This window comes from Bradyrhizobium sp. B039 (assembly GCF_038965675.1).
Classification (GTDB): domain Bacteria; phylum Pseudomonadota; class Alphaproteobacteria; order Rhizobiales; family Xanthobacteraceae; genus Bradyrhizobium; species Bradyrhizobium diazoefficiens.
Genome location: NZ_CP152416.1, coordinates 5213316 through 5239855, shown reverse-complemented (window position 1 = coordinate 5239855; position 26540 = coordinate 5213316). Strand labels below are relative to the sequence as shown.

The 26540-nt window shown below is 65.5% G+C and carries 23 protein-coding genes; 9 read left to right on the top strand and 14 right to left on the bottom strand.

Features of this window, described 5'->3' with window-relative positions; all coding sequences use genetic code 11:
• The first annotated feature begins 2 nt into the window (after positions 1-2).
• A complete protein-coding gene (locus AAFG50_RS24510; RefSeq protein WP_028171565.1) occupies positions 3-1376 on the top strand; it encodes a PleD family two-component system response regulator in 1374 nt (457 codons plus the stop codon).
• Between the two features lie 296 nt (positions 1377-1672).
• Here the strand turns inward: AAFG50_RS24510 and AAFG50_RS24505 are convergent, their stop codons facing one another.
• Positions 1673-2281, bottom strand: a complete 609-nt coding sequence (locus tag AAFG50_RS24505; RefSeq protein WP_028171566.1) for a TetR/AcrR family transcriptional regulator — start codon at positions 2279-2281, stop codon at positions 1673-1675.
• Positions 2282-2412: 131 nt separating this feature from the next.
• Between AAFG50_RS24505 and AAFG50_RS24500 the strand changes: the two genes are divergently transcribed.
• Entirely contained in the window at positions 2413-3645 is a 1233-nt protein-coding gene (locus AAFG50_RS24500; protein ID WP_028171567.1) for an MFS transporter, read from the top strand.
• A gap of 173 nt (positions 3646-3818) precedes the next feature.
• Here AAFG50_RS24500 and AAFG50_RS24495 read toward each other — a convergent pair whose 3' ends face one another.
• On the bottom strand, positions 3819-4766 hold the full coding sequence (locus AAFG50_RS24495) for an AraC family transcriptional regulator (protein WP_028171568.1): 948 nt from the start codon (positions 4764-4766) through the stop codon (positions 3819-3821).
• Between the two features lie 223 nt (positions 4767-4989).
• On the opposite strand from AAFG50_RS24495, the gene AAFG50_RS24490 reads away from it, so the two are divergent.
• A complete protein-coding gene (locus AAFG50_RS24490) occupies positions 4990-7842 on the top strand; it encodes a winged helix-turn-helix domain-containing protein (RefSeq protein WP_028171569.1) in 2853 nt (950 codons plus the stop codon).
• 1119 nt (positions 7843-8961) lie between these two features.
• Here the strand turns inward: AAFG50_RS24490 and rpmG are convergent.
• Together rpmG and AAFG50_RS24480 are read right to left on the bottom strand one after the other, a co-directional pair.
• Positions 8962-9129: a 50S ribosomal protein L33 gene (rpmG, locus tag AAFG50_RS24485; RefSeq protein WP_007603295.1), complete on the bottom strand. Its 168-nt coding sequence runs from the start codon at positions 9127-9129 to the stop codon at positions 8962-8964.
• A gap of 124 nt (positions 9130-9253) precedes the next feature.
• A complete protein-coding gene (locus AAFG50_RS24480) occupies positions 9254-10579 on the bottom strand; it encodes an LLM class flavin-dependent oxidoreductase (protein ID WP_028171570.1) in 1326 nt (441 codons plus the stop codon).
• 236 nt (positions 10580-10815) lie between these two features.
• On the opposite strand from AAFG50_RS24480, the gene AAFG50_RS24475 reads away from it, so the two are divergent.
• Entirely contained in the window at positions 10816-11364 is a 549-nt protein-coding gene (locus tag AAFG50_RS24475) for a hypothetical protein (RefSeq protein WP_028171571.1), read from the top strand.
• A 57-nt stretch (positions 11365-11421) separates the two neighbouring features.
• On the opposite strand, the gene AAFG50_RS24470 is transcribed toward AAFG50_RS24475, so the two are convergent.
• From AAFG50_RS24470 to topA, 4 genes are read right to left on the bottom strand one after another with little or no spacing between them, the layout of a single operon-like run.
• Positions 11422-12174, bottom strand: coding sequence for an NUDIX hydrolase (locus AAFG50_RS24470; protein WP_028171572.1), 753 nt, complete (start codon positions 12172-12174; stop codon positions 11422-11424).
• Between the two features lie 31 nt (positions 12175-12205).
• On the bottom strand, positions 12206-12646 hold the full coding sequence (locus AAFG50_RS24465) for a DUF983 domain-containing protein (protein WP_028171573.1): 441 nt from the start codon (positions 12644-12646) through the stop codon (positions 12206-12208).
• Positions 12640-14982: a ribonuclease R gene (rnr, locus tag AAFG50_RS24460; protein ID WP_028171574.1), complete on the bottom strand. Its 2343-nt coding sequence runs from the start codon at positions 14980-14982 to the stop codon at positions 12640-12642. The genes AAFG50_RS24465 and rnr overlap by 7 nt, the downstream gene beginning before the upstream one ends.
• Before the next feature lie 7 nt (positions 14983-14989).
• A complete protein-coding gene (topA, locus tag AAFG50_RS24455; RefSeq protein WP_028171575.1) occupies positions 14990-17746 on the bottom strand; it encodes a type I DNA topoisomerase in 2757 nt (918 codons plus the stop codon).
• A 228-nt stretch (positions 17747-17974) separates the two neighbouring features.
• Here topA and AAFG50_RS24450 point away from each other — a divergent pair, with 228 nt between their 5' ends.
• On the top strand, positions 17975-18214 hold the full coding sequence (locus AAFG50_RS24450; RefSeq protein WP_028171576.1) for a hypothetical protein: 240 nt from the start codon (positions 17975-17977) through the stop codon (positions 18212-18214).
• 191 nt (positions 18215-18405) lie between these two features.
• On the opposite strand, the gene AAFG50_RS24445 is transcribed toward AAFG50_RS24450, so the two are convergent.
• Both AAFG50_RS24445 and AAFG50_RS24440 read right to left on the bottom strand, forming a co-directional pair.
• Positions 18406-18960, bottom strand: coding sequence for a flavodoxin family protein (locus tag AAFG50_RS24445; protein WP_028171577.1), 555 nt, complete (start codon positions 18958-18960; stop codon positions 18406-18408).
• 89 nt (positions 18961-19049) lie between these two features.
• On the bottom strand, positions 19050-19517 hold the full coding sequence (locus tag AAFG50_RS24440) for a helix-turn-helix domain-containing protein (protein WP_028171578.1): 468 nt from the start codon (positions 19515-19517) through the stop codon (positions 19050-19052).
• A 122-nt stretch (positions 19518-19639) separates the two neighbouring features.
• On the opposite strand from AAFG50_RS24440, the gene AAFG50_RS24435 reads away from it, so the two are divergent.
• Positions 19640-20413 carry a glucose 1-dehydrogenase gene (locus AAFG50_RS24435; RefSeq protein WP_028171579.1) on the top strand — a complete coding sequence of 258 codons (774 nt, stop codon included), beginning with the start codon at positions 19640-19642 and terminating at the stop codon, positions 20411-20413.
• 176 nt (positions 20414-20589) lie between these two features.
• A complete protein-coding gene (locus tag AAFG50_RS24430) occupies positions 20590-20772 on the top strand; it encodes a hypothetical protein (protein ID WP_028171580.1) in 183 nt (60 codons plus the stop codon).
• A 61-nt stretch (positions 20773-20833) separates the two neighbouring features.
• Here AAFG50_RS24430 and AAFG50_RS24425 read toward each other — a convergent pair whose 3' ends face one another.
• Positions 20834-21442, bottom strand: coding sequence for an FMN-dependent NADH-azoreductase (locus AAFG50_RS24425; RefSeq protein WP_028171581.1), 609 nt, complete (start codon positions 21440-21442; stop codon positions 20834-20836).
• 83 nt (positions 21443-21525) lie between these two features.
• Between AAFG50_RS24425 and AAFG50_RS24420 the strand changes: the two genes are divergently transcribed.
• Positions 21526-21948 carry a helix-turn-helix domain-containing protein gene (locus AAFG50_RS24420; RefSeq protein WP_011087865.1) on the top strand — a complete coding sequence of 141 codons (423 nt, stop codon included), beginning with the start codon at positions 21526-21528 and terminating at the stop codon, positions 21946-21948.
• Here AAFG50_RS24420 and dprA read toward each other — a convergent pair.
• A complete protein-coding gene (gene dprA / locus AAFG50_RS24415; protein ID WP_039184659.1) occupies positions 21945-23087 on the bottom strand; it encodes a DNA-processing protein DprA in 1143 nt (380 codons plus the stop codon). The two genes, AAFG50_RS24420 and dprA, sit on opposite strands and share 4 nt — an antisense overlap.
• Before the next feature lie 90 nt (positions 23088-23177).
• Here dprA and AAFG50_RS24410 point away from each other — a divergent pair, with 90 nt between their 5' ends.
• A complete protein-coding gene (locus AAFG50_RS24410; protein ID WP_028171583.1) occupies positions 23178-24422 on the top strand; it encodes an amidase in 1245 nt (414 codons plus the stop codon).
• On the opposite strand, the gene AAFG50_RS24405 is transcribed toward AAFG50_RS24410, so the two are convergent.
• Together AAFG50_RS24405 and plsY are read right to left on the bottom strand one after the other, a co-directional pair.
• Entirely contained in the window at positions 24414-25631 is a 1218-nt protein-coding gene (locus tag AAFG50_RS24405; protein ID WP_028171584.1) for a patatin-like phospholipase family protein, read from the bottom strand. The genes AAFG50_RS24410 and AAFG50_RS24405 overlap by 9 nt on opposite strands.
• Before the next feature lie 212 nt (positions 25632-25843).
• Positions 25844-26440, bottom strand: a complete 597-nt coding sequence (plsY, locus tag AAFG50_RS24400; RefSeq protein ID WP_028171585.1) for a glycerol-3-phosphate 1-O-acyltransferase PlsY — start codon at positions 26438-26440, stop codon at positions 25844-25846.
• Between the last annotated feature and the right edge of the window lie 100 nt (positions 26441-26540).

Below are 26540 nucleotides of genomic sequence, written 5' to 3'. Positions count from 1 at the left end.
AAGTGTCCGCGCGTATCCTGGTTGTCGATGACGTTCCTGCCAACGTCAAACTCCTCGAGGCCCGGCTTTCCGCCGAATATTTCGACGTGATGACCGCCTCGAACGGCACCGAGGCGCTGGCGATCTCCCGCCGCGCCGAATGCGACATCATCCTGCTCGACGTGATGATGCCCGACATGGACGGCTTCGAGGTCTGCCGCCGCCTGAAGACCGATCCGGCGACGCACCACATCCCCGTCGTGATGGTGACGGCGCTCGACAGCCCGTCCGACCGCAACCGCGGGCTGGAAGCGGGCGCCGACGATTTCCTGACCAAACCCGTCTCCGACGTCGTGCTGATCGCGCGCGTGCGCTCGCTGACGCGGCTGAAGATGATGACCGACGAGCTGCGCATGCGCGCCATCACCTCGCTCGAGATCGGCATGCAGGCGCCGGAGCGCACTGCGGTCGCCGACACCGGCAAGGGCGGCCGCATCCTCCTGGTCGACGACCGCCAGTCCTCCTATGAGCGGCTGGCGAGCCTGCTCGCGGCCGAGCACACCGTCGATGTCGAGCCGAACCCGACCGAAGCGCTGTTCCACGCCGCCGAGGGCAATTACGACCTGCTGATCGTCTCGCTCGACCTCAACAATTTCGATGGCCTGCGGCTCTGCAGCCAGGCGCGCTCGCTGGAGCGCACGCGCCATGTGCCGATCCTGGCGATCGCGGACCCCGAGAATTCGACCCGGCTGCTCCGCGGCCTCGAGATCGGCGTCAACGACTATCTGCTGCGACCAATCGACAAGACCGAACTCTTGGCCCGCGCCCGCACCCAGATCCGTCGCCGCCGCTACACCGATCATCTGCGCGACAACGTGCAGAACTCGATCGAGATGGCGATCACCGACGCGCTCACCGGCCTGCACAATCGCCGCTACATGGAGAGCCATCTGGCGACGCTCGCCGAGCAGGCCGCAACCCGCGGCAAGCCGCTGGCGCTGATGATCCTGGACATCGACTATTTCAAGTCGATCAACGACAATTACGGCCACGATGCCGGCGACGACGTGCTTCGCGAATTCGCGGTGCGCGTGCGCAAGTCGATCCGCGGCATTGACCTGGCCTGCCGCTATGGCGGCGAGGAGTTCGTCATCGTGATGCCGGAGACCGATCTCCACGTCGCCGGCATGGTCGCCGAGCGCCTGCGCCGCTCGATCGCGGGCGAGCCGTTCGCGATCCACAAGGGCACCAAGCGCATCGAGGTCACGATCTCGATCGGCCTCACAACGCTGGAGCAGAAGGGCGAGGCGGTCGCCGACGTCCTCAAGCGCGCGGATACCGCGCTGTACCGCGCCAAGCACGACGGCCGCAACCGGGTGGTCTCGCAGGCGGCGTGAGGGCGGCTCGCACAAAAGTTGTGAAAACAACCCCATGCACAGTAGCCGGCGCTAGCCGGATCAAGGGCTTACGCGGGTTGCAAGACGGCTTGCGCTGGCGATAGCGCCGTTTGGCTCGTCGGGCAAAACAGGGGCATTTTGTTAGGATCGCGGCGGTCCTACAAACTCCGCTGTCATTCCCCGCGAAGGCGGGGAATCCAGTACGCCGCGGCCTCTCGGTTCAATCACAACCGCCTCTGGAATACTGGATCACCCGCTTTCGCGGGTGATGACAGCGAGCGATACGGCGACAATGGTTAGTCTGGCGGGCGCTTGTGCCCCTTCGCGGGCTTCGCCGCACCATCCCCCACATCCACCCCCGCATTCCGCAACAACACCTTCGCCGCTTCCTTCGCGGCGCGCGCCATCGCGGGGTCGTCGCGGACGAGGTCCTGGGCGATGGAGCCGTCGACCAGCAGCACGAGCTGCGTTGCCAGCGCGTCCGCATTCGCAACGCCGAGTTCGTTGAGCCGCTCGCGAAACCAGACGCGGCGGCTTTCCTTGAAGGCGACCGCGATCTTCCTCACCGCGCGGTCCTTTGGGCCGAGCTCGGCCACCGCATTCACGAACGGGCAGCCGCGAAAATCCTTCGCCGCAAAACGGCGCTCCAGCGAATCGAAGGTGGCAAGGATCTGCTCGGCCGGCGGCTTGTCGGAGGGGCGCGGAGCTACGAAACGGCGCTCGAGGTAAGCCGCGATCAGCGCGTCCTTGGAGGGGAAGTGGTTGTACAGCGTGCGCTTGGAGATGCCGATCTCGGCCGCGATGGTGTCGACGCCGATGGCGCGAATGCCTTGCAGATAGAACAGCTTGTCGGCGGTCTCGAGGATCCGCTCCTTCATCGTCTGTGGGGTCGTCGGGGGAGCCATGCAGCAGCGCGCGTCCTGTTCGCTTGACAGCGTGCACCTTTTCATAGCCTAAGTACACAGGTCTGTGTAACCAAAATCAACTGATATTGCAGACGTCGGCGCTCGCGCCGCGCCCACGAGGGAGAAGAAACATGCCCCTGTTGCGGGTCCTGCGGCCGACATTGCCCATCCTGATCGGCGCCTCGATCATGCTGACTCTGAGCATGGGGTTGCGGCAGAGCCTCGGCATCTTCATGCAGCCGCTGACTCACGACATCCACATTTCGATCTCGGATTTCACGCTGGCGCTCGCCGTGCAGAACCTTGCCTGGGGCTTTCTCCAGCCGCTCGCCGGCGCGATGACGGTGCGCTACGGCTTCCGCCCGATCATGATCGTCGGCTCGCTGATGTACATCGCAGGCCTCATTCTGATGGCGACCGCGGGCGGGCTCGTCAGCATCATGATCGGCGCCGGCGTGCTGATCGGCACCTCGCTCGCCTGCACCGCGGCGGCGATCGCGATGTCGGTGGCCGCGCGCGCTGTGCCCGAGACCGTCCGGTCCACCGTGCTCGGCATCGTCTCCGGCGCGGGCTCGCTCGGCGCGCTGCTGTCCGCGCCGATCGGGCAGTTGCTCAACGAAGGCTTTGGCTGGCGCATCGGGCTCGCCGGCTTCGTCATCATGTCGGTGCTGATGATCCCTGCGGCCTGGTATGCGGGGCGTGTCGACAAGGTCCCGCTGCCGAAGCCGGCCGCCGACGATATCGGCGACGCCACGGCCGCATCGGTGGCGACGGCCGCGTTCGGCAACGCCTCCTTCGCGGTGATGACCTGCGCCTATCTCGTCTGCGGCATGCAGCTCGTGTTTCTCACGACGCACCTGCCGTCCTACCTCGCGATCTGCGGCCTCGATCCGATGCTGAGCGCGCAGACGCTCGGCATGATCGGCGGCTTCAACGTGCTGGGCTCGCTGTTCTTCGGCTGGGCCGGCCAGCGCTGGAATAAGCTCGCGCTGTTAGGGGGCATCTACATCCTGCGCTCGCTGGCGCTCGCCTGGTACTTCATGCTGCCGGCGACGTCGTTCTCGACGCTGCTGTTCGGCGCCATCATGGGCTTCCTGTGGATGGGAGTAGGGCCGCTGGTGGCGGGCGCGGTCGCCGAGATGTTCGGCCTGCGCTGGCAGGCGATGATCCAGGGCCTCGCCTTCATGAGCCACCAGATCGGCAGCTTCCTCGGCGCCTACGGCGGAGGGGTGCTCTACGACGCGCTCGGCTCCTACACCATGGCCTGGCGCATCGGCGTCGCGCTCGGTCTTGCCGGCGGCATCGTGCAGGTGGCGTTCGCGCTGATCCGGCCGTCGCAGCCGCCGGTGCTGCGGACGGCGTAGCCGGGGCGGGGACTCGTGAGCGGCGGTTTGGGGGATGCGGATGTCGCCGCTCGCAACCCGAAGCCGACACAACGGCGCAAGCCGAGGGGCTGTCGGCTCGGCGCCTCTGAGGATCTCACGGAAATGAGCTGTAGCTGCGCAACCGATTGCAGCGCCTGCAGGGCGATTGCTGCTTAACGGAGACGTCGCCGCCAGTCGCTCGGTGTCACGCCGGCGAGCTTTCTGAACGCCGCGGCAAAGGCGGTTTGGGAGGCGTACCCGAGCGCCGCTGCGATCGAGACGACCGAATCGTCAGTATCGCGCAGCATGTTCATGGCTTGCTCGAGTCGGTACTGGCGGAGCCAGGCATGCGGCGAGAGCCCTGTGCTTTCCTTGAAGGCACGACAGAAATGGAAGCGTGACAGGCCGGCATCCGAAGCAAGCATCGCGAGAGAGACATCGGAATCGCTCTCCGAGCGCAGGCGATCGATCGCGCGGCGGAGGGCTGTTGGCGACAGCCCGCCGATCAGTGCCTGGATCGCGGTAGGCGAACCGACGTGCGCGGCCAAGATGCGGGTGGCCAGGAGATCTGTCAGTTGATGTCTGAACAAGGCATCCAGGGCCGCATTGCCGTCCAGTGCATCCGCTGCACTCAGCAGCAGGCGGGATGTGATGGGATCGGGATGCCCCGTTCGCTCCATGAGGTCGCCAGGTGCAGCCGCGCGGGCTTCCCGGGCGACACGATCGAGCGTCGTGTGGGGGAGGTAGAGCTGAACGACATTGATGTCCCCGGCAATGTCCCATCGGGCGCTTGAGCCAGCCGGAATGATCGTCACCACGCCGGAACGGGCCGTTCCGATCGCGACCGACTTGCCGGCGCGCCGCTCAAGTCGCTGCACGCCGCACGGGTAAGTCATGACGACATGATTGGCCATGGGTTCAACGACGTCATGCAGGGCGCCATGTTTCCAATGGGCGATGGCGCCGCCCAACGGATCGGAGGCCATACGAATTGGCGCGGTCTTGAGCACCCGCGCCATCTCCACATCGGCCGGGCGGAGCTCGGGAACCGGAACGTCCCTCGGGTGCGCCGCCGGCGAGAACAGAGCCGCCAAGGGATCGTGCAAGATGGTTTTGTTCATGGGCTTGTGCTCGACATTGTCGTGCGCCGTCCTATCCGATGGCGAACAAGCTAAGCCCAACCGTCACGAATGGCCCGTCATGCGTTGTGAAATGTTGTTAGGAGGCGTCAGTCCTTCGCCCTTGGTAGTGTGAGGACTGCACGGCAATTTCCCGACCGTTGGCCTGACGCGGGACCTTGGCCTAAAATGTGGTCCGGAGCATGGGCACAATGCGACGGTTCCAATGACGACGCACGGCAAGGAAGTCCTGTCGTTCGGGCCGTTTCGCCTGACTGCAAGCGAACGGTTGCTCACCAAAGACGGAGTTCCCGTCGACTTGGGCGCACGCGCCTACGAAATTTTGACGGCTCTTGTCTCCACGCCGAATGAAGTCATCAGCAAGAAAGACCTTCTGTCGCTGGTCTGGCCCAACGTCACGGTCGAAGAGGGCAGCCTGCGCGGTCAAATGGCCAGCCTGCGCAAGATGCTCGGCGACGGAAAAGACGGCGCGCGATACATAACGACCGTGGCCGGTCGAGGCTACTGCTTCGTAGCGCCAGTCTCACGGTCGCTCGGGGAGCCCGAGGCGGCATCAGCTGCCGCTGAGAACTTTCGAAACGCCAACCTGCCCGTCCGTCCCGCAGGATTGATCGACCGGGAAGATGATCTGCAAAGGGTCGCCGCCCAGCTGGAAGTGGCGCGCTTCGTCACGGTGGTCGGCCTCGGAGGCGTCGGCAAGACCACGCTCGCGACCGCGCTCGGGCACCACCTGATTGAGGCATTCGGCGGCGCGGTGCTGTTTGTCGATCTGAGCATGTTGAGCGATTCACGGCTGGTGACGAGTACCGTCGCATCCATGCTGGGACTATCGGTGCGATCGGACGACGCTACGCCGAACCTGATCGCCTATCTTCGGGACAAGCGTGTCCTGTTGATCCTCGACACCTGCGAACATCTGATCGAGTCGGTAGCGACCTTCGCGTCGTGCGTCTTCAGAGAGACCCCGCAAGTCCACATACTCGCGACCAGCAGAGAAGCGCTACAGGTTGATGGGGAGCAGATCTATCGACTGGAGCCGTTGGCATGCCCGCCAGACGACGCGATGCCAACGGCGGCAATTGCGCGATCGTTCCCAGCTACGCAGCTGTTCGTCGAACGCGCAGCGGCGAGCGGCGCCCGGTTGGATCTCGACGATGCAGACGCGCCAATCGTGGTCGGTATCTGCCGGAAGCTGGACGGCGTGGCATTGGCCATAGAGCTGGCAGCAAGGCGCGTCGAGGCCTATGGATTGCGCGATACGGCGGCACTGCTCGACCAGCGCTTGACCTTGTTGTGGCTGGGTTCGCGCACCGCGCCGCCGCGTCATAAGACTTTGCAGGCAACATTGGACTGGAGCTACCGGTTGCTTTCCAGCGTCGAGCGGCTGGTACTTCGCCGGCTGGCCGTGTTCGTCGGACATTTCACGCTGGACGCAATGCTCGCGGTGGTCACAAGCGTCAACGTCGACCAGACCGCCGTCCTTGGCGCGATCGACAGCCTCATTGCCAAGTCGATGGTTACGACCCGCCCGATCGGAGCCATGATGCGCTATCGGCTGCTTGACACGACGCGCACTTACATTCTCGGGACGGAAATCGCCGATCCGGAGGCTGCCGATCTGGCCGCGCGTCACGCAAACTACTTTCGGCGCTGGTCGGAGCAGGCGGGAAGGGAATGGGCAGCGTTGTCGAGCGGCGCTGAAAGGGAGGCGCACCTTGCCGACCTCAACAATGTCCGGGCGGCGTTGGAATGGTGTTTTGGCGAGGGCGGCGATCCCGAAATCGGGATCAAGCTGGCGGCAGCCGCAGCGCCTGTCCTCTTGGCGATGTCGCTGTTGTCCGAATGCCATCGCTGGTCGCAGCACGCAATCGTCGCGCTGGAAGGCAGGACCCGCGGCGAACCGGAGGAGATGCAGCTCCAGGCAAACCTCGGGGTTGCATCAATGCACATGAACGGGCCGAGCGACGCAGCGCGTGCGGCGTTGGACCGAAGCCTCGCGATTGCGGAGGCAGGCGGCAACGTGCTCAGCCAAGTTGGAATTCTCGGCACGCTGTCGATGTTCTGCACGCGCGACGGCGAATTCAAGACTGCGCTGGATCATGCAAGGCGCGCGCGGACGGTTGCCGGGGCCGCCGAGGACCCTCACGCGATGGCCCTGGCCCAATCGGCCGTGGGCAGGGCGCTCCACTTCATCGGTGAGCACGGCAGCGCCCGGTCGGAGCTCGAGGCTGCGCTCCAGCATTGGTCGCACGCCCAGCGGGCCTATCTTGGGTTCGATGACCGTATCCTGGTTGGCCTCGGCCTTGCGCGGGGCCTATGGGTGCAGGGGCATCCCACCAAGGCCGCGGTCCGCGCGCGCGAGACAATCAAAGACGCGGAATCCAGCACCAATCCCGCATCGCTTGCTGTCGCTCTTGCCTGGGCTCCGGACGTATTCGTCTGGAACGGCGATCTCGCAAGCGCCGAAGCACATGCTGACCGCCTGGTGGCGCATGCCCGGTCCCATTCCCTGGGCCCCTATCTTCATGTTGGCTACGGGTACAAAGGCATCCTCGCGATCCGTCGTGGCGATGCAAGGGGCGGCGTCGACACACTTCGCGGTTGCCTGAAGCACTGCCACGCGATGCACTACGAGGTGCGCAACACGGAGTTCAACATTCTCCTGGCGCAAGGGCTCCTCGCAATCGAACAGGTCGGCGAAGCCATAAGATTGGTCGATGACACGATCAGCCGGGCCGAGGAGAATGGAGATCTCTTCTTCATGCCAGAAGCGTTGCGTGTCAGGGGACGCGCCGTCCTGGCTATGCCGACCCGGGTTGACGATGCGGAACGCTGGTTCAAGCAGTCGCTCGAATTGAGCCGTCGCCAAGGCGCGCACGCCTGGGAGTTACGCACCGCAATCGATCTGGCTGCGCTGTTGGCGGGTCGAGGGCAACCTGACGATGCCTGCGGGCTGTTAAGGCCCGTGTTCGAGCAATTCACGGAAGGCCTGGAGACGGCAGATCTGGCAGCTGCCGGCCGCCTGTTGGCGTCCCTGGTCGGCAGGACGAACTCGTGATGGAGATGGCCGTTGGCGCCGACTGCTGGCGCCAACGTTGGAATCGGACGGCTTCAACGTGGCGACCCGCGGCAAGCGCGGGCCGACATCCGCGGCTGAGTTCAAGCGGACGGGACTAGCGCGGACGCCCCGACCGCTTGAGTTCTGCGACCTTAAACCTGTTGCCGGCGGCCAGGCTGCTGCAGAACCAGTGGGCTCTGTTTCGATTCTCGCCCAGGAACACCTTCGTCTCGACGCAATTCTCGTAGGACGTATGGGTGATGGTGTCTCGGCACGTTGGCGAGAAAGGTCCATAATCTATGTTGCCGCCCGACTCGCTACAGCCAATCCAGGGCTCCTTGCCGTGTGGGAAACTTGATGCACAGCCACCGTTGCAGCTGCTGGCGACTTTCTCCAGGCTGGCAATCCTCCCCATCACTGAACCCGGTGCATACGAAGGCGTCCGTGCGGTTGACGATGACGTTTGAACGGTTGACGCAGTCCGGCGCGATGATGCCCCGGTGTTTGCCGCCCGCTGCGGCGCAGGTGGCTTCGTCAATTGCTTCGGTGCATCGACCGTGACGGGGGGGAGTGTGGCGGCGGAGCCGGTCGGGATTTGCGACGCGGCGGGACCGCACACCAGGACGGTTGACAAGACAGCGACAGTTGAAGGCACGACAAGGCTTGATGACAATCTCATGACCATGTCCTTCCCAAATCCGGGACGGAAATGCCGTTCCGGTAAGTGCACGGTAACATACATTCCGGATCGGGCAACCGAGGGTTGAGCGGATGTCTGCCGGTGGCCCGCGGCCGAGATGGCAGCCATGCAGAACGCGGAATGCTCGCGCCGTCATTGCGAGCCACCGGCCGCGCAAAGCGCGGCGCGATGACAGGCTCCGCGAGGCAATCCAGGGTGCCTCTGCAGAACGACTGGATTGCTCCGCAATTTTGTCGCGAGCTCCTCGCAATGACGGCGTGGAGAAGGAGTAGCGCGTCAGCTTCAGTCTCGCGCTCCGGACCCAGCGCCACAGTGCCCGCGCGTTGCCGCGCGCCCGGGACACGACAGACAAAATAAAAACGGGGCCGTGAGGCCCCGTCAAAAGTCCGTAGCGTATCCCGCGATCTTACTTGATCTTCTTACTTGATCTTGGCTTCGCGGAATTCGACGTGCTTGCGCGCGACCGGGTCGTACTTCTTCTTGACCAGCTTGTCGGTCATGGTGCGCGAATTCTTCTTGGCGACGTAGTAGAAGCCGGTGTCGGCCGAGGACACGAGCTTGACCTTGATGGTGACCGCTTTGGCCATGTTCAGAACCTCAGAAATGAAGGGAATCTGGAGCCGGCCAAACGGCCCGCGTTGGCCGGCAACCTAGCCAGAAACCGCCTGATGTCAAGGTTTTACACCCTGAAAACCACCCAAATCGGGCCCATTACGCCTCGAAGAAACGGTTTTTCGGCCGCGGCAGGCCCAGATTCTCCCTCAAAGTGGCCCCTTCATACTCTTTGCGGAAAATCCCGCGCCGCTGGAGCTCCGGGACCACCTTGTCGACGAAATCGTCGAGGCCGGCGGGCAGGAACGGGAACATGATGTTGAAGCCGTCGGAGCCGCGCCCGACCAGCCATTCCTCCATCTGGTCGGCGATGGTCTTAGGCGTTCCGACAAAGGCCAGCCCGCCATAGCCGCCGACGCGCTGGGCGAGCTGGCGGACGGTGAGCTTTTCGCGGGCGGCGAGGTCCACCATGCGCTGCCTGCCGCTCTTGCTGGCGTTGGTCTCGGGGATCTCCGGCAGAGGCCCGTCCGGGTCGAAGCCCGACGCATCGGTGCCGAGGATGACGGAGAGCGAGGCGATGGCGCTGTCGTAATGCACGCGGCTGTCGAGCAGCGCGCGCTTCTCCTTGGCTTCATCGACGCTGTCGCCGACCACGACGAAGGCGCCGGGCAGGATCTTGAGATGTTCAGGGTCGCGGCCGACCTTCGCCATGCGGCCCTTGATGTCGGCGTAGAGCTTTTGCCCGTCGGCGAGGCTGCCGCCGCCGGTGAACACGGCCTCCGCCGTCTCGGCCGCAAGCTGCCTGCCGTCTTCGGAGGCGCCGGCCTGCACGATCACCGGCCAGCCCTGCACCGGGCGGGCGATGTTGAGGGGGCCGCGCACCTTCAGATATTTGCCGTTGTGGTCGAGCGTGTGCATCTTCGAGGGCTCGAAGAACAGCCCGTCCTCGACATCGCGCACGAAGGCATCGTCGGCGAAGGAATCCCACAGGCCGGTGACGACGTCGTAGAACTCGCGGGCGCGCTTGTAGCGCTCGGCGTGCTCCATGTGATCTTCGAGCCCGAAATTCAGCGCGGCGTCCGGGTTCGAGGTGGTGACGATGTTCCAGCCCGCGCGGCCGCCGCTGAGATGGTCCAGCGAGGCGAAGCGGCGCGCGACGTGATAGGGCTCGTCGAAGGTGGTCGAGCCCGTCGCGATCAGGCCGATCCGCTCGGTGACGGCCGAGAGCGCCGACAGCAGCGTGAACGGCTCGAACGACGTCACGGTGTGGCTGCGCTTCAGCGCGTTGATCGGCATGTTCAGCACGGCGAGGTGATCGGCCATGAAGAAGGCGTCGAACTTGCCGGCCTCGAGCTTCCTGATCAGCGTCTTGATGTGGCCGAAATTGAAATTGGCGTCCGGCCACGCCCCCGGATAGCGCCAGGCGCCGGTGTGGATGCTGATCGGGCGCATGAACGCGCCAAGCTTGAGTTGCCGTTGTGCCATCGCCCCGTATCCGTTCTGGGTGTCGTTGGGGAAAGACATAGGCATGAGTGGCAACTCCGCCATTGGGGGAGGCGGGAAGAATTTTTCGTATTTCGCGATCCACTCAGCACAATCCCGTCATTCCGGGGCGCCGCGTCAGCGGCCAGCCCCGGAATGACGGTGAGGGAGTGGGCCGCCCATCGAACCAATCCGCCGCTCGCTCCGACCAAAGCCATGACCTCGTGAGGAGACCATCAATGGCAGGCGCGATGACAGTGGATGGCGGCATGGTCCGTATCGACCGGCCGATGCCCTGGGTTGGCCGGCTGCTGTCGTTGCCGCTGCTGGCGGCCAGCGGTTATCTGCTGTGGAATGTCGCGCTCGGCCTGCGCCAGGATTTTTCCAGCTTCGGCCGGCTCGCCGATGACCTCGTGCCGGTGCTGGTGTTCACCGGCCTCGGGCTGCTCGTCGGCATCCCCGGCCTGATCCTGCTCACCTTCCGCTATTTCGTCGTGCTCAACGAGACGCTGCGCCAGATCGTCATCACCAGCCAGTTCGGCCCGCTGAACATTCGCAGGCATCGCAATCTCGCTGACTATCACTTCATCAGCATCACCGACGACTACGACGCGGATCTGACGACCTATGACGTCAATCTCTGCGGCAACAAGGGCACCGAGCCGATCAGCCTGATGAGCTTCACCAGGCGCGAGGAGGCGGACAAGCTCGCGGGCGAGATCGGCCGCGTCCTCAAGCTGCCGGCGCGCGACTATGTCGGCACCGAGCCGGATAGCGACGACGCATGATAAGAATACTCGATCGGCTTAGCCCGGTTCATTTCTCCCTACGGGAGAGGTGAGCAGTCAGCTCAAAATATCCTTCTGCATCTTGCCGCCGTAGAAATGGAAGAACGGCACCGGCGCGTCGTGGCGGAGCGGGCCGGTGGCAAGGCGCGTGTCGAGCTCGTTGAGCACGTTGCGCGTCATCGGATGCAGATCGGCGAGCGGCTTCGAGCCGAGTTCGACCCAGACCAGCTCGACCAGCTCCGCATCCGCATGGATCACGCCCTCGACGCGATGGGTGATCGCGGAGGCATCCGCGGTGAAGAAGCGCGTGTCGAACCGCTTGACGCGACCGGGCGGGGTGATGGCGCGCGCGATCAGGAACAGGCCTGAGGGGTCGGGCAGCAGGCCCGCATCCGCAAACGGCTTCCAGGCGCTGTCGAGCTTGGGCGCTTTCCCCTCGGCCTTGCGCCCGAGGCAGAGGCCGGTCTCCTCGCAGGCCTCGCGGATCGCGGCGATCGCCAGCGATTTTGCGCGTGAGGCCGGCGTCTTCGGGCTGCCCTTGGCGAGGTTGGCTTCCAGCTCGGAGGTGATGGGGGCCGCACACGGCACACGGTAGTCGGCCTTGTCGACGCGGCCGCCGGGGAAGACGAACTTGCCGGGCATGAACACCACCTTGTCGTGGCGCTTGCCGACCAGGACTTTCGGAACGGCGCCGCCGCGATCGACCAGGATCAGTGTCGCCGCATCCTTCGGGCGGAAATAGGGATGATGGTCGGCTTCCTTGCCCTCGTGGATCTTCGCCTTCTCGGCTGCCTGCAACGTGTCCGTCATGTCCTCACCCAAACCGCTTCTTGCTTATTGCTTACACCGGCGGAATACCATCCGGAGGGTTGTCGTCAAAGCCGTGCATGCGCAGAGCCCATTGCAATCCGACCACGGCGCCCTTGACCGGCTGGAGCAGCGCGAGCGAGGCGAAGAACGTGAAAGGCAGGTAGGCCGCGAAACTGAGCCAGACCGGCGTCGTGTAGTTGGTCTCGATCCAGAGGATGCCGGGCACCACGATGTGGCCGACGATGACGATGACGAGATAGGCGGGCAAATCGTCGGCGCGATGCGGCGTGAAGTCGAGGCTGCACGCCGAGCAATGATCAGCGGTCTTCAGGAAGGCGCGGAACAGTTTTCCTTCGCCGCAACGCGGGCAGCGGCCGCGAAAGCCGCGCTTCATTGCCGTCCAGACATCGCGCTTCTCGACGAGGCCGGTCTCGCGCGTCCAGATTTTCGGGGCCGTGCTCATCGTCACCATGCCTTGCCCTTCTGGCCTTTGCCTTTGTTCTTCTTGCCCTTGCCGGGCTTCTTCGGCTTCGCCGGCTTGTGCTTCTTCGCCGGACTGCGTCCGGGATGCGCCTTGAACGAGGGGCGGCGTTGCGGACCGGATGCCCTGCGGCCCTGCGGCGCGGTCTCGCCGCTTGACGACAGCAGCTCGAAGCGCAGCGCGCCTGCGATCGGAGCTGCTTCTATCAGACGGACGTCGACCACGTCACCTAGCTGATGCATGGCGCCGCTGCGCGTGCCGACGAGGGCATGGCGGCTCTCGTCATAGTTGAAATATTCCGTGCCAAGGGATCGGATCGGGATCAGGCCGTCGGCGCCGGTCTCGCTCAGCTTGACGAACAGGCCGGCGCGCGTGACGCCGGAAACGCGGCCCTGGAAGCTGGAGCCGATGCGGTCGGCGAGATGGTGCGCGATCAGCCGGTCCACGGTCTCGCGCTCCGCCTTCATCGCGCGCCGCTCGGTCACCGAGATGTGGGCGGCGACCTCGCCGAGCGTTTCCGGTGTCTCGGTGTCGGGCAGCGCACCTTCGCCAAGGCCGAGCGCGCGGACCAGCGCGCGGTGCACGACGAGGTCGGCGTAGCGGCGGATCGGCGAGGTGAAATGCGCATAGCGGCGCAGGTTGAGGCCAAAATGACCGTAATTCTCGGCGGAATATTCGGCCTGCGCCTGGGCGCGGAGCACGACCTCGCTCACCAGCGGGAAGTGGTCGTGGCCCTCGAGCTGGGCCAGCACGCGGTTGAACAGGGCCGGGCGCAGCGCGCCTGATTTGGCGAAGGGAACGTCGAGTGTCTCCAGAAACTCCGCGAGGGCGTGCACCTTCTCCAGCGTCGGCTCGTCATGCACGCGGTAGATCAGCGGCAGCGACTTCTTCTCCAGCATCTCGGCCGCCGCGACGTTGGCGAGGATCATGAACTCCTCGATCAGCTTGTGCGCATCGAGACGCTCCGGAACGATGACGCGATCGACCGTGCCATCGCTCTTCAAGAGGATCTTGCGCTCGGGCAGATCGAGATTGAGCGGATCGCGCTCGTCTCTTGCGCGCTTGACGCAGGCATAGGCGGTGTAGAGCGGCCTCAGGATCGGATCGAGCAGGGGGCCGGTGGTGTCGTCAGGCCGGCCGTCGATCGCGGCCTGCGCCTGTGCGTAGTTCAGCTTCGCCGCCGAGCGCATCAGGATGCGGTGGAACGTATGCGAGCGCTTGCGGCCGTCGGGGCCGATCACCATGCGCACCGCCAGCGCGCCGCGCGGCTCGCCCGGCACCAGCGAGCAGAGATTGTTGGAGATGCGCTCCGGCAGCATCGGCACGACGCGGTCGGGGAAATAGACCGAGTTGCCGCGGTCGAGCGCGTCGCGGTCGAGCGCGGTGCCCGGCCGCACGTAAAAGCTCACGTCGGCAATGGCGACGTTGACGATGAAGCCGCCCTTGTTGTTGGGATCGCCATCGGCCTGCGCATGGACCGCGTCGTCATGATCTTTCGCATCGGGCGGATCGATGGTGAGGAGCGGGACGTCGCGCCAGTCCTCGCGCCCCTTCAGGTTCGCCGGCTCCGCCGCTTCGGCTTCACGCTCTGCCGCGGGGCGGAATTGCAGGGGAATGTCGTGCGCGTAGATCGCGATCAGGCTGATCGCCTTCTCCGACTTGACCGAGCCGAGCTTCTCCTTCACGCGGCCTGAGGCGAGGCCGAAGGCGCGTGAGCGGACGATGTCGACGCTGACGAGGTCGCCGTCCTGGGCGTCCTGTGCATCGGCCGCGGCAATGTTCAGTTCGCGGTCGGCAGACTTCTTGTCGACGGGGACGAGCCGTCCGCCGCCTTCGGGCAGACTGCGGAACACGCCGAGGATGCGGCTCTTGGCCTTGTCGAAGACCTTGATGATGTGGCCGCGATAGGCCGGGCCTTCGGTCTCGTCGATGCGCTCGACGCGCAGCAGGGCGCGGTCGCCGACGCCGGCGGCGGTGCCGGGCTTCGGCCGGCGCGGCATGACGATGAGGATTTTTGGCGGTTCGCCGCTTTCGACCTCGTCCCATTCGGTGGGGGAGGCGATCAGCTCGCCATCGGAGTCGCGGCCGGTGATGTCGGCGACCAGCGTCGACGGCAGGGTGTCCGGTTCCGAGACCTTGTGGCGCTTCTTCTTGATGGTCCCGTCGTCGGCGAGCTCGCGCAGCATGCGCTTGAGCTCGACGCGATCGGCGTTCTTCAGGCCGAACTCGCGCGCAATTTCGCGGGTGCCGACGTTTCCTTGATTTGCCTTGATGAAGGCGACGATGGCTTGCCTGTCGGGAAAGCCACGGTCATTCTTGCGTTTCACTTAACCTCTAATTCTTGCCGGCACTCTTCTTGGCCGGAGTGTTTGCAGGATTCTTGGTGGCGGCGGCCTTGGTCGGCGACGTCTTTGCAGTCGACGACACGGCGGCGCGCGCCTTGCTGGTGGATTCGGATTTGGCCGCGGCTTTCTTCGCGGCCGGTTTCTTGGGTTTGGGCGCGGCGTCATCGCCGCCGGCGGCCTTCGCCGCAGCCTTCTTGGCCTTGGCCGGCTTCGCCGCCTTCTTCGCCTTGGTCTTGCCGCCACCCTTGGCCGCGCGCTCGTCGATCAGCGCGATCGCCTGCGGCAGCGTGACGGTGTCCTTTTCGAACTCGGCCGGGATCGTCGCGTTGACGCCGCCGGCGGTGACATAGGCGCCGTAACGGCCGCTCTTCACGGTGACGGTGCCGAGCGTCGGATGATCGCCGATCGCCTTGCCGGGGTCGGCGCCGAAGCGGCGGCTCGGGCCCTTGGCGACCTTTTCCGCGATCAGCGTCACGGCGCGGTTGAGGCCGATGTCGAAGACCTCGTCGCCGGCCTCGAGGCTGGCATAGGTCTTCTCGTGCTTCACGAACGGCCCGAAGCGGCCGAGGCCGGCGGTGATCGGCTGACCGGTCTCCGGATGCTTGCCGATCTCGCGCGGCAGCGACAGCAGCTTCAGCGCAAGCTCGAGCTCGACGTCGCCGGGCGAGGTGCCCTTCGGGATGCCCGCGCGCTTCGGCTTCTCGCCTTCCTCATAATCCTTCTGCTCGCCGAGCTGGATGTACGGGCCGAAGCGGCCAGCCTTGACCCAGACGTCGCGACCGGTGTCGGGATCCTGGCCGAGCGAACGGTCGGCCGTCGCCTCGCTGTCGGCGGCGAGCTGACGGGTGTAGCGGCACTCCGGATAGTTCGAGCAGCCGACGAAGGCGCCGAACTTGCCGGCCTTGAGATTGAGCCGGCCGTTGCCGCAGCTCGGGCACTGCCTGATGTCGCCGCCGTCGGCGCGGGGCGGATAGATGTGCTGTCCGAGCATGTCGTCGAGCACGTCCAGCACCTGCGCCACGCGCAAATCCTTGATCTCGTCGACGGCGCCGATGAAGCCGCTCCAGAAATCCTTCAGCACCTGCTGCCAGGAGATCTCGTTGTTGGAGATGCGGTCGAGCTGCTCTTCCAGGTTGGCGGTGAAGTCGTATTCGACGTAGCGGCTGAAGAAGCTTTCGAGGAACGCGACCACGACGCGGCCCTTGTCCTCGCCGTGCAGGCGCTTCTTCTCCAGCTTGACGTAGCCGCGGTCCTTCAGGACCTGGAGGATCGAGGCATAGGTCGAGGGCCGGCCGATGCCGAGCTCCTCCATGCGCTTGACCAGCGAGGCCTCGGAGAAGCGCGGCGGCGGCTCGGTGAAGTGTTGGGTGACGGCGAGCGACTGCCGCTTCAGGCCGTCGCCGGCGCTCATCGCGGGCAGGCGGCGGGAGTCCTCGTCCTCCTCGTCGTCGCGACCTTCCTGGTAGAGCGCGAGGAAGCCGTCGAACTTGACGACCTGGCCGGTGGCGCGCAGCTCCAGCGTACGGCCGCCGGCCTTCGCCGTGATGTCGACGGTGGTGCGCTCGAGCTCGGCGGCTTCCATCTGGCTCGCGATGGTGCGCTTCCAGATCAGCTCGTAGAGCCGCGCCTGATCGGAATCGAGCTTGCGGCTCATGCTGTCCGGGCGGCGGGACATGTCGGTCGGGCGGATCGCTTCGTGGGCTTCCTGGGCGTTCTTGGCCTTGGCCTGGTACTGGCGCGGGGCCTCCGGCACGTAGGCGTTGCCGTAATCCTCGCCGATCACCTTGCGCGCCTGGGTGATCGCGGACGGATCGATCTGCACGCCGTCGGTACGCATATAAGTAATGAGTCCGGTGGTCTCGCCGCCGATGTCGATGCCTTCATAGAGGCGCTGGGCGATGCGCATCGTGTGCGCGGGCGCAAAGCCGTATTTGCGGCTGGCTTCCTGCTGCAGCGTCGAGGTGGTGAAGGGGGCCTGCGGATTGCGCCGGGCGGGCTTTGCATCGACCGCGGTGACCGCGTAGGCGGCGGCTTCCAGCGCCTTCTTGAAGTCTTCGGCTTCCGCGCCGGTGCCGATGTCGAGGCGCTGGATCTTCTTGCCGTCGGCGCCGACGAGACGCGCCTCGAACGCATCGCCGCGCGGGGTGAGCAGGGTCGCGACCAGCGACCAGTATTCGCGGGCGACGAACTTCTCGATCTCGAGCTCGCGGTCGCAGACGAGGCGCAGCGCCACCGACTGCACGCGGCCGGCCGAGCGGGCGCCCGGCAGCTTGCGCCACAGCACGGGGGAGAGGGTGAAGCCGACCAGATAGTCCAGCGCGCGGCGCGCCATATAGGCGTCGACCAGCGCGCCGTCGATCTGGCGCGGATGCTTCATCGCGTCCGTGACGGCCTGCTTGGTGATGGCGTTGAACACCACGCGCTCGATCTTCTGATCCTTGAGAGCGCGCTTTTCCTTCAACACCTCCAGCACGTGCCAGGAGATGGCCTCGCCCTCGCGATCAGGGTCGGTGGCGAGAATCAGGCGGTCGGCGTTCTTCAGAGACTTGGCGATATCGTTGAGCCGGCCGGCCGCCTTGGGGTCGACCTCCCAGATCATCTTGAAATTGGCGTCCGGATCGACGGAACCGTTCTTCGCCGGGAGGTCGCGGACATGGCCGAACGAGGCCAGAACCTCATAGGACGAGCCCAAATACTTGTTGATCGTCTTGGCTTTCGCCGGCGACTCCACAATGACGATATTCATGTAGTTCCAGTAACTTACGGGGAAATTCTAGGCCGAATTCGACGAGATTCGGGTCGGCCGTTTCGAACCGAACATGGGTGGTGAGGCCGTCGCTGTCAAATCGAGGGGTGTAGAAAGCCGCCGCGATGGGAAAAGTTTCATATCGAGAAAGTTGCAAAATACCACCTTGGAGTTGCGGTCGATGTGGGCGTAATGTTCCCGTGGGGCATGGATTCGGGGTGGGGTCTGGTGACTAGGCCAGGAAAGAAACGGGCGCGCGCCGCATCAGGCGCGCGGGAAGGCTCGCGCCACGAGGAACCGGGGGAAGGCGGGGCCGATGAGGCGGTTGCCTTCATCGCCGAGCAGGTGGCGGTGTTGCGCAAGCTCGCCGAGCGCCACAGGCTCGACGTGCTGCATTATCTCTTAGGCATGACGCAGCTGGAGGCCGACGAGCATCTGCGGCTGCGCACCAAGCGCAAGCTGTCGTGAGGCTGGCGTTTCCATCGGTCCCGTCATCCTGAGGTGCGAGCGATGGGGTGCGAAGCGCCCCATCGGGAGCCTCGAAGGATGAACGGCCAGGATGCAAGCCGGGCCGTCGCCCTTCGAGGCTCGCCGAAGAGGCGAGCACCTCAGGGTGACGGGGAAAGACTTGAGCACGCAACATCGCGATGACGATGTGATTAGCCGTTGCGGCTTGCCATTCTGGCCAATCGCTGGCCGAGATATTCGGCCGTGTTGAGATCGCTCCAAGGCAAGGCGCCGTCGACCAGGTGTGTCGCCAAGCCAAGCTGGCTGCCCAAACGATTGCGGCCGTCCCGATCCTCTCCGCCAGGGATATCGAGCCCGCACCAGAGCATGCCGTGCTGAGCACCCAGGATCGTAAAGTAGGTCAGCGTGTGGAGTTGATCCCCGCTTGCGCAGGCGCCCGTGGTGAACCCGGCTGCGATCTTGTTGGCCCAGGCTTGCTTGCTCCATCTGTCGCTCGAAGCGTCGGCAAAAGCTTTGAATTGGGCCGCGGGTCCGCCCATGTAGGTGGGACTGCCAAATGCGACCGCGTCGACGCGGTCGATCGTTTCCAATAACCTCTCATTCTGAAACCGGCCTGACACGATGTCGTCGCCTGTGATGCGACAAAGTGCGACGTCCGCCGTGCCAGCCGCTCCGCGCGCCACCGCATGCGCCAGCTTCTCGGTGGTGCCGGAGATGGAAAAATAGACGATGGCGAGCAGGGGCATAGCGGTGCCACTTTGGGATGTTCAGCCATCTTTGACGCCGTCGATATTTTGTACAAGTCCCCCTGCGCGGTAGTGGCAGCCGTGCGTCGTCACGCCGATCGCCGGCGCGGCGCCGGTCGCGGTTTCACTGTCGTGTCCGCGGGGCTGAGCAGCCGGCCGTCCTCCGCGCGCATTTCGAGCTTCTTCACCGGGCGGCCTTTCTCGCGATCGACCAGGATGGTCGCGATCTGCTCGGGGTGGTCGTCGAATTCCTCGCTCCATTGCCGCAGCGCGACCAGGATCGGGAAGGTGCCGCGGCCCTTCGGCGTCAGCAAATATTCAGAATAGGCGCTGCCGTCGGAGGCGGGGGCGGTCTCCAGAATGCCGTGATCGACCAGCGCGCGCAGCCGCGCGGCCAGAATGTTCTTGGCCATGCCGAGCTTGCTCTGAAACTCGCCGAAGCGGCGCAGGCCGAACAGCGCCTCGCGGATAATCAAGAGCGACCACCAGTCGCCGATCGCCTCCAGCGAGCGTGCGATCGGGCAGGTATCACCCTCGAAGCTGGTTCGTTTCACCATCGTCCTGGTCCCTTTCGCGTTCGCCCGATTCCGGAGGCGATCACGCGCTTGTGTGGTTGCATCATAAAACCAAATGCCCTAGATGGCAACGTAGTTTCATTATGAAACCACTGGAGGCGAACGTGAGACTGAAGAACAAGACGGCATTGATTACGGGCGGCAACAGCGGCATCGGGCTTGCGACGGCAAAGCTGTTCGTGGCCGAGGGTGCGAAGGTGGTGATCACCGGGCGCAACAAGGAGACGCTGGCGGCTGCCGCGAAGGAGCTCGGCCCGAACGCGCTTGCGGTCGTCGCCGATGCCACCGACATCGCGGCCACCGAAGCCGCGATCAGGCAGGGCGCCGAGAAGTTCGGCAAGTTCGACATCGTGTTCGCCAATGCCGGTATTCCCGGCAGCACACCGCTCGGTGCGGCGACGCTGGAGGTCTTTGAGAAGGTGATCAGCACGAACCTCACCGGCGTGTTCTTCACGGTTCAGTCGGCGCTGCCTCATCTCAACGACAATGCCTCGATCATCCTCAACGGCTCGGTGATCTCGGTGCTCGGCATTCCCGGCTATTCGGCTTACGGCGCGGCGAAGGCCGGCGTGCGGGCGATGGCGCGGATCATGGCCTCGGAGCTGTCGCCGCGCGGCATCCGCGTCAACGTCGTCGCGCCGGGCGCGATCCGCACGCCGATCTGGGGTGCTGCGATCGCAACGCCTGAAGCCGAGAAGGCGTTCGAGAAGCGCATCGCGCTGTCGACGCCGCTCGGCCGCATTGGTGAACCCGATCACATCTCGAAGACGGTGCTGTTCCTCGCCTCCGATGATTCCGCGCATATTCAAGGCCAGGAGATCTTCGTCGATGGCGGCGCAGTCGCCGCTCCGAGCGGTGCGCCGATCTATCGCGGCTGATCAAATCAAGTGCAAATTGAATCGGTCGGCGCCACGAGGTCGGTTGCGCCGACCGGTTCCCTCGTCCTGCGGGATGTATTTTCTGAACCTTGCGTGATGAGGTTGAACCTTGCCGCAAGCTGCCAAGACCCTTTTACGGGCAGGGGGTCATAAGACTCATTTTCAGGGAGCCCGTCATGCCAAAGGCAGCTCGCATTTTTTCGTCGATTTCAGCACCGCGCATTTTCACCGAACGCTCCGCCATTCCCGCCAGGCGCTCCGACAAATCGGAGCTCATCGGGGTGGCTGTTTTCTCCGGCATCGGCCTGTTCGTTTCGCTCGTGGCCGTCATCCTGGGCATGCAGGGCGCCTGGTTTTAGCCGGTGCGATCTGTCAGCCGCCGCCGGAATCCGGCAGCGGCTGCTGCGGTCGGCGTGAGCCTCACGCCGCCTGAAGGCTGGTGGCCGCCTGAAGTGCGCCGGCCAGCGCTTTCTCACGATGATCCGGTCCGACCTGGATGCCGTCGGCGGAGATGAACTCGGGATCGGTGATGCCGATGAAGCCGAACACCCAGCGCAGATAGGTTTCGAGATGCTCGCCAGCGGCAGTCGGCATGTCCGCGCCGTAATAGCCGCCGCGCGAGATCGCCACGATCACGCGCTTTGCGCCGGCAAGGCCCTGAGGTCCATTGGCGCCGTATTGGAATGTCTTCCCCGCCACCAGGATGCGGTCGATCCAGGCCTTGAGCTGGCTCGGGATGGTGAAATTGTACATGGGCGCGCCGATCACGACCACGTCGGCAGCGAGGAACTCGTTCAGCACGGCCGCGCTCGCGGCAAGGTCGGGTCCGAGTTCCGCCGGCGCGGGCGCGCCTTGCGCGGCCGCCAGATGCGAGCCGGAGAGGTGGGCGAGCGGGGTCTGGGTCAGATCGCGATAGACGACCTCGAGTGAGGACGTCGCCTGGCGGAGACGGTCGACGATGGCGGCGGAAACCTGCCGGCTGACGGAGTGGGGGCCGAGCACGCTGGAGTCGATATGGAGGAGTTTCATTGAGGTCACCCATGGTATAAATTTGTAACCCGCACTACATGAGTGACCATCGAAATCCCCGCAAGAACGCACTTTTTTGAGCCATGGACACATCTTTGAAACCTGCGCACATCGATCTGCCTGCTTCGCCAAGGCCGGATCAAAGGCCCGATCCCAACCATGCGGACTGCCGCGGGGTCGCCTCCGTGCTGTCCCGCGTCGGCGACAAATGGAGCGTGTTCGTCATCATGATGCTCGGCGACGGACCGAAGCGCTTCAACGAGCTGAAGCGCATGATCAACGGCATCTCGCAGCGGATGCTGACCTTGACGCTGCGTGGCCTCGAGCGCGACGGCCTCGTCACGCGCACGATCTTCCCGACCATTCCGCCGCGCGTGGACTATGAGCTGACCGATCTCGGCCGCGGCCTGTCGCGGCCTGTGGAGGCGCTCGGCAAGTGGGCGATGGAGCATCTGGCGCAGATCGAGGCCGCACGTACGCGGTTCGACAAGCGCGGCGAGAACTAAAGCAGCGACACCAATCCGCCGCCGTGGCGTTCGAGCCGGCCGGCGAGCTCGAGCTCCAGCAGCACGGTGCGCACGATCGCCGGCGAGGCGCCGGACATCCGCACGAGATCGTCGAGGCCGATCGGCACGGGGCCGAGCAGGCTGACGATCTGGTCGCGGTCGTGCGTCTGCGGATCGCTCTCGAACGGCTCGCTGTCGGGCTCGCGCGCAGGAATCACCAGCGGCCGCTCCATGATCGGTGCGACAGCGTTGATGACGTCGGCAGCTTCGGTGACGAGCGTTGCGCCCTGCTTGATCAGATCATTGGTGCCGGCGGCGCGCGGATCGAGCGGCGAGCCCGGCACCGCGAACACCTCGCGGCCCTGTTCGGCCGCCATGCGCGCGGTGATCAGCGAGCCCGAGCGGTGCGCGGCCTCCACCACGACCACGCCGAGCGAGGCGCCCGAGATCAGCCGGTTGCGGCGGGGGAAGTCGCGGGCGCGCGGCTCGTGGCCGAGCGGCATCTCGGAGATCGCCGCGCCCGCGTGATCGAGGATCGATCCGAGCAGGTCGCCGTGCTCGGGCGGATAAATGCAGTCATGGCCGCCGGCGAGCACGGCGATCGTGCCGCTTTCGACGCTGGCGCGATGCGCGGCCTGGTCGACGCCGCGGGCCAGCCCCGAGATGATGATGAAGCCGGCTTCGCCAAGCTCACGCGCGAGCTGACCAGCAAATTTCAGCCCTGCGCCGGAGGCATTGCGCGAGCCGACGATCGCGATCATCGGCCGCATCAAGGTTGTCGTGTCGCCGCGTACCGCGAGCAGCGGCGGGGCGTCGTCGAGCGTCGAAAGCCGCGCCGGATAGCCGTCCTCGCCGGGCGCGAGCCAGGCGATGCCGAATTTGCGGCTGGCGGCGAGCTCGGCCTTCGCCTCGTCCGCGCTACAGATGCGCCCCGACCGCGCCGCGCCGCCGCGGCGTGCCAGATCCGGCAGCCGCTCCAGCGCAGCGCGCGCCGTGCCGAAATGATCGACCAGCGAGCGGAAGGTGCGCGGCCCGACATTGTCGGAGCGGATCAGCCGCAGGCGGTCGACCCGTTCGGCTTCGGTCAGCTCCACGCTGGGGTTGATGGCGTCCACGGTGCCTCCTTGCAGGCGCAGCATGGAACAACCTGAGCGCGTGGGCAACAGGGGTGTGCGCTTGCGCGACCTCGCCCCGATGCTAAAAGCGATGGCAATAAGAAGGGTATTGCCATGATCTCACTCGCCGACCTCCAGCGCCGCATCGAAACGGGCGAGCTGTCGCCTGACGCAGCCATCGCCCAGTCGCACGCGGCGATCGAGGCGCGGGAGAAGGAGGTCCATGCCTTCGTCCGCCACGACAAGTCGGCAAGAGCGCAAGCCTCCGGCCCGCTGCGCGGCATCGCCGTCGGGATCAAGGACATCATCGACACGGCCAACATGCCGACCGAGATGGGCTCGCGGATCTATCGCGGTTGGCAGCCGCGCTCGGACGCGCCTGTCGTGATGATGCTGAAGCGGGCGGGCGCCACCATCATCGGCAAGACCACGACAACGGCGTTCGCCTCGCGCGATCCGACGCCGACGCTCAATCCGCACAATACCGGCCATTCCCCGGGCGGCTCGTCCTCGGGCTCGGCGGCGGCGGTCGGCGCCGGCATGATCCCGCTGGCGCTGGGCACCCAGACCGGCGGCTCGGTGATCCGGCCCGCCGCCTATTGCGGGACGGCCGCGATCAAGCCGTCGTTCCGCATGCTGCCGACCGTTGGCGTGAAGTGCTATTCGTGGGCGCTCGACACGGTCGGCCTGTTCGGCGCGCGCGCGGAAGATCTCGCGCGCGGACTGCTGGCGATGACCGGCCGCAGCGAGTTCTCCGGCATCGTCCCGGCCAAGGCGCCGCGCATCGGCGTGGTCAGGCAGGAGTTCGCCGGTGCTGTCGAGCCGGCGGCCGAGCAGGGCCTGCAAGCGGCGATCAAGGCGGCCGAGCGGGCCGGGGCCAGTGTTCAGGCCATCGATCTGCCCGAGGCGGTGCATGAGGCCTGGCGCATCCATCCCATCATCCAGGATTTCGAGGCGCACCGCGCGCTCGCCTGGGAGTTTTCCGAGCATCACGACGAAATCGCGCCGATGCTGCGCGCCAGTCTCGATGCGACGGTCGGGCTCACGCCGAAAGAATATGATGAGGCGCGCCGGATCGGCCGCCGTGGCCGCCGCGAGCTTGGCGAAGTGTTCGAGGGCGTCGACGTGCTCTTGACCTATTCGGCGCCGGGCACGGCGCCGGCCAAGGCGCTCGCGAGCACCGGCGACCCTCGCTACAACCGGCTCTGGACGCTGATGGGCAATCCTTGCGTCAACGTGCCGGTGCTGAAGGTCGGTGGCCTGCCGATCGGCGTGCAGGTGATCGCGCGCTTCGGCAACGACGCACATGCGCTTGCGACGGCGTGGTTCCTGGAGGATGCGCTGTCGAAATCAGGCTAGCGCGGGTTCTGCGGAAGGGGTGCGCTGGTCGGATGCAGGCGGAGCGGCACTGATCGTAGCTCCTTGCCCGAGCCAGCGCTCGGCCGCCTCGCGGCCGCTCCGGTGCAACAGGCGGATGAAGCCGCGGCCGAGATCGGCCGAGCTGCGCTGCGCCAGGCCTTCAACGGAGTCTTCCGCCGCGATCCTGGACAGCCGCAGCGAGGATGCGGCGTGCGATTGCGCCCATGCGATCGCCGCAACCTCGGCATTGAGCGCGGCGTTTGCGGTGATCTGGTCGAGCCGGCGGTCGATGGCGGCGAGCGTGATCGGCACGTAGCTGTCGCGGGACGGGGTGAGCTGGACCAGCAGCACGTCGGTCGCCGCCGTCTCCTGCGCCAGCTTCAGCAATGGCGGATTGCCGCCGAAGCCGCCGTCCCAATAGGCTTCGCCCTCGATCTCGACGGCGCAGTGGACCAGGGGCGGGCAGGTCGAGGCCAGCGCGACGTCGGTCGTGATGGCGTCGTTGCGAAAGATCTGCTGCTGCCCGTCGCGGATCCGCGTCGCCGCGATCAGGAGCCTTGGCGACCTCGCCGCGCGCAGCGCCGCGAAATTGATGTCGCGCGACAGCGCCTGCCGCAGCGGATCGAGATCGAACGGATCGAACTGGCCGGAGCGCAGCGTCGGCCCGAACGCGACCGAGCTTCCCGCCGGCGAAAAGCCGCCGACCAGCATCAGCGAGCGGAACGAGGCCTCGTGCATCAGGCGAACCCAGAACCGGTTCAGCCGCGCACGCGCAGCCTCACGGCCGCCCTCGGCGAGGCCGCAAGCGAGCAGCAGCGCATTGACGGCGCCGGCGCTGGCGCCGCTGATGGTGTCGATCTCGATATCGGGCTCTTCCAGGAGCCGCTCCAGCACGCCCCAGGTGAAGGCGGCGAAGGTGCCGCCGCCCTGAAGCGCCAGCGAGAGTCTTCGCGGTGGCCATTGATCGGGGCGGACCTGATCGCGCGCGACAGGTGCAGCCGCGGTCACGGCCTCGATGGGCGCGGCAATTTGTGCCACGGGGGCGGGCGGCGGCGCAGGTGGCGGTGCAACGGGAGCCGGTTCGGGGACACGAGGCGGCGAGGGCGCATCGGACCAGATGTCCGTCATGGACAGCAGTCGGCTCGCCGCAGTGCGTGCCGCACCTTGCGAACCACCGTCGATATGCGCGCCGACAATCTTCTCGCTCATTCTGAGCAACCGCGTAACGCCTTTTGCGCTGTCAGGATGACAGGCATGGAACTCGTTCGCCACTCTGGCCACGATTGGCTTGCGAGTTGCGAACAGGATTTGGCGTATAATGCGGAAGGAGCGCGGCGGTATCCGTACTTTTTCCCGGCGTTGGATTTTGTTTTGACGCGTTTTCCTGACGCGAACCGGAATCCAATTCGGTCGATAACGCTCTAGGCCTTCTCGCCGATCCGGCTTTCCTTGCCCGATTGCAGCCGCTTGATGTTCTCGCGATGCGCGTAGAACAGCAGCAGCGTCAGCACGGCGAACAGCGCGGACAAAGCGAGGTGGCCGAACCACCACAGGAACATCGGCGTGATGAAGGAGGCCACCAGCGCCGAGAGCGAGGAATAGCGCGTGGTGAAGGCGGTCGCCAACCAGAGCAGGCAGAACACCACCGCGGCCGGCCAGAACAGGCCGAGCAGGATGCCGATATAGACCGCAACACCCTTGCCGCCCTTGAATTTGAGCCAGACCGGGAAGAGATGGCCGAGGAAGGCGCCGAGGCCTGCCACCATCGCAGCATTGGGGCCGGCGATGTAGCCGGCGATCACGACCGCCACGGTGCCCTTCAGCGCATCGAGCAAGAGGGTGCCCGCAGCAAGGCTCTTGCGTCCGGTGCGCAGCACGTTGGTGGCGCCGATGCTGCCGGAGCCGATCGAGCGGATATCTTGCGTGCCGGCGAGCCTGGTCAGGACCAGCCCGAACGGAATCGAGCCGAGGAGGTAGCCGATGACGAGCGCCACCGGCAAAAATGCTTCAAGACCCATGGCTGCAAATCCCTTGACCGCATCGCCATGCTGAACTGCGACGCCACGCATGATCCTGTCCCGATCCGCTGTCGCGGTGCAGGGCGACACCCAAAACCGT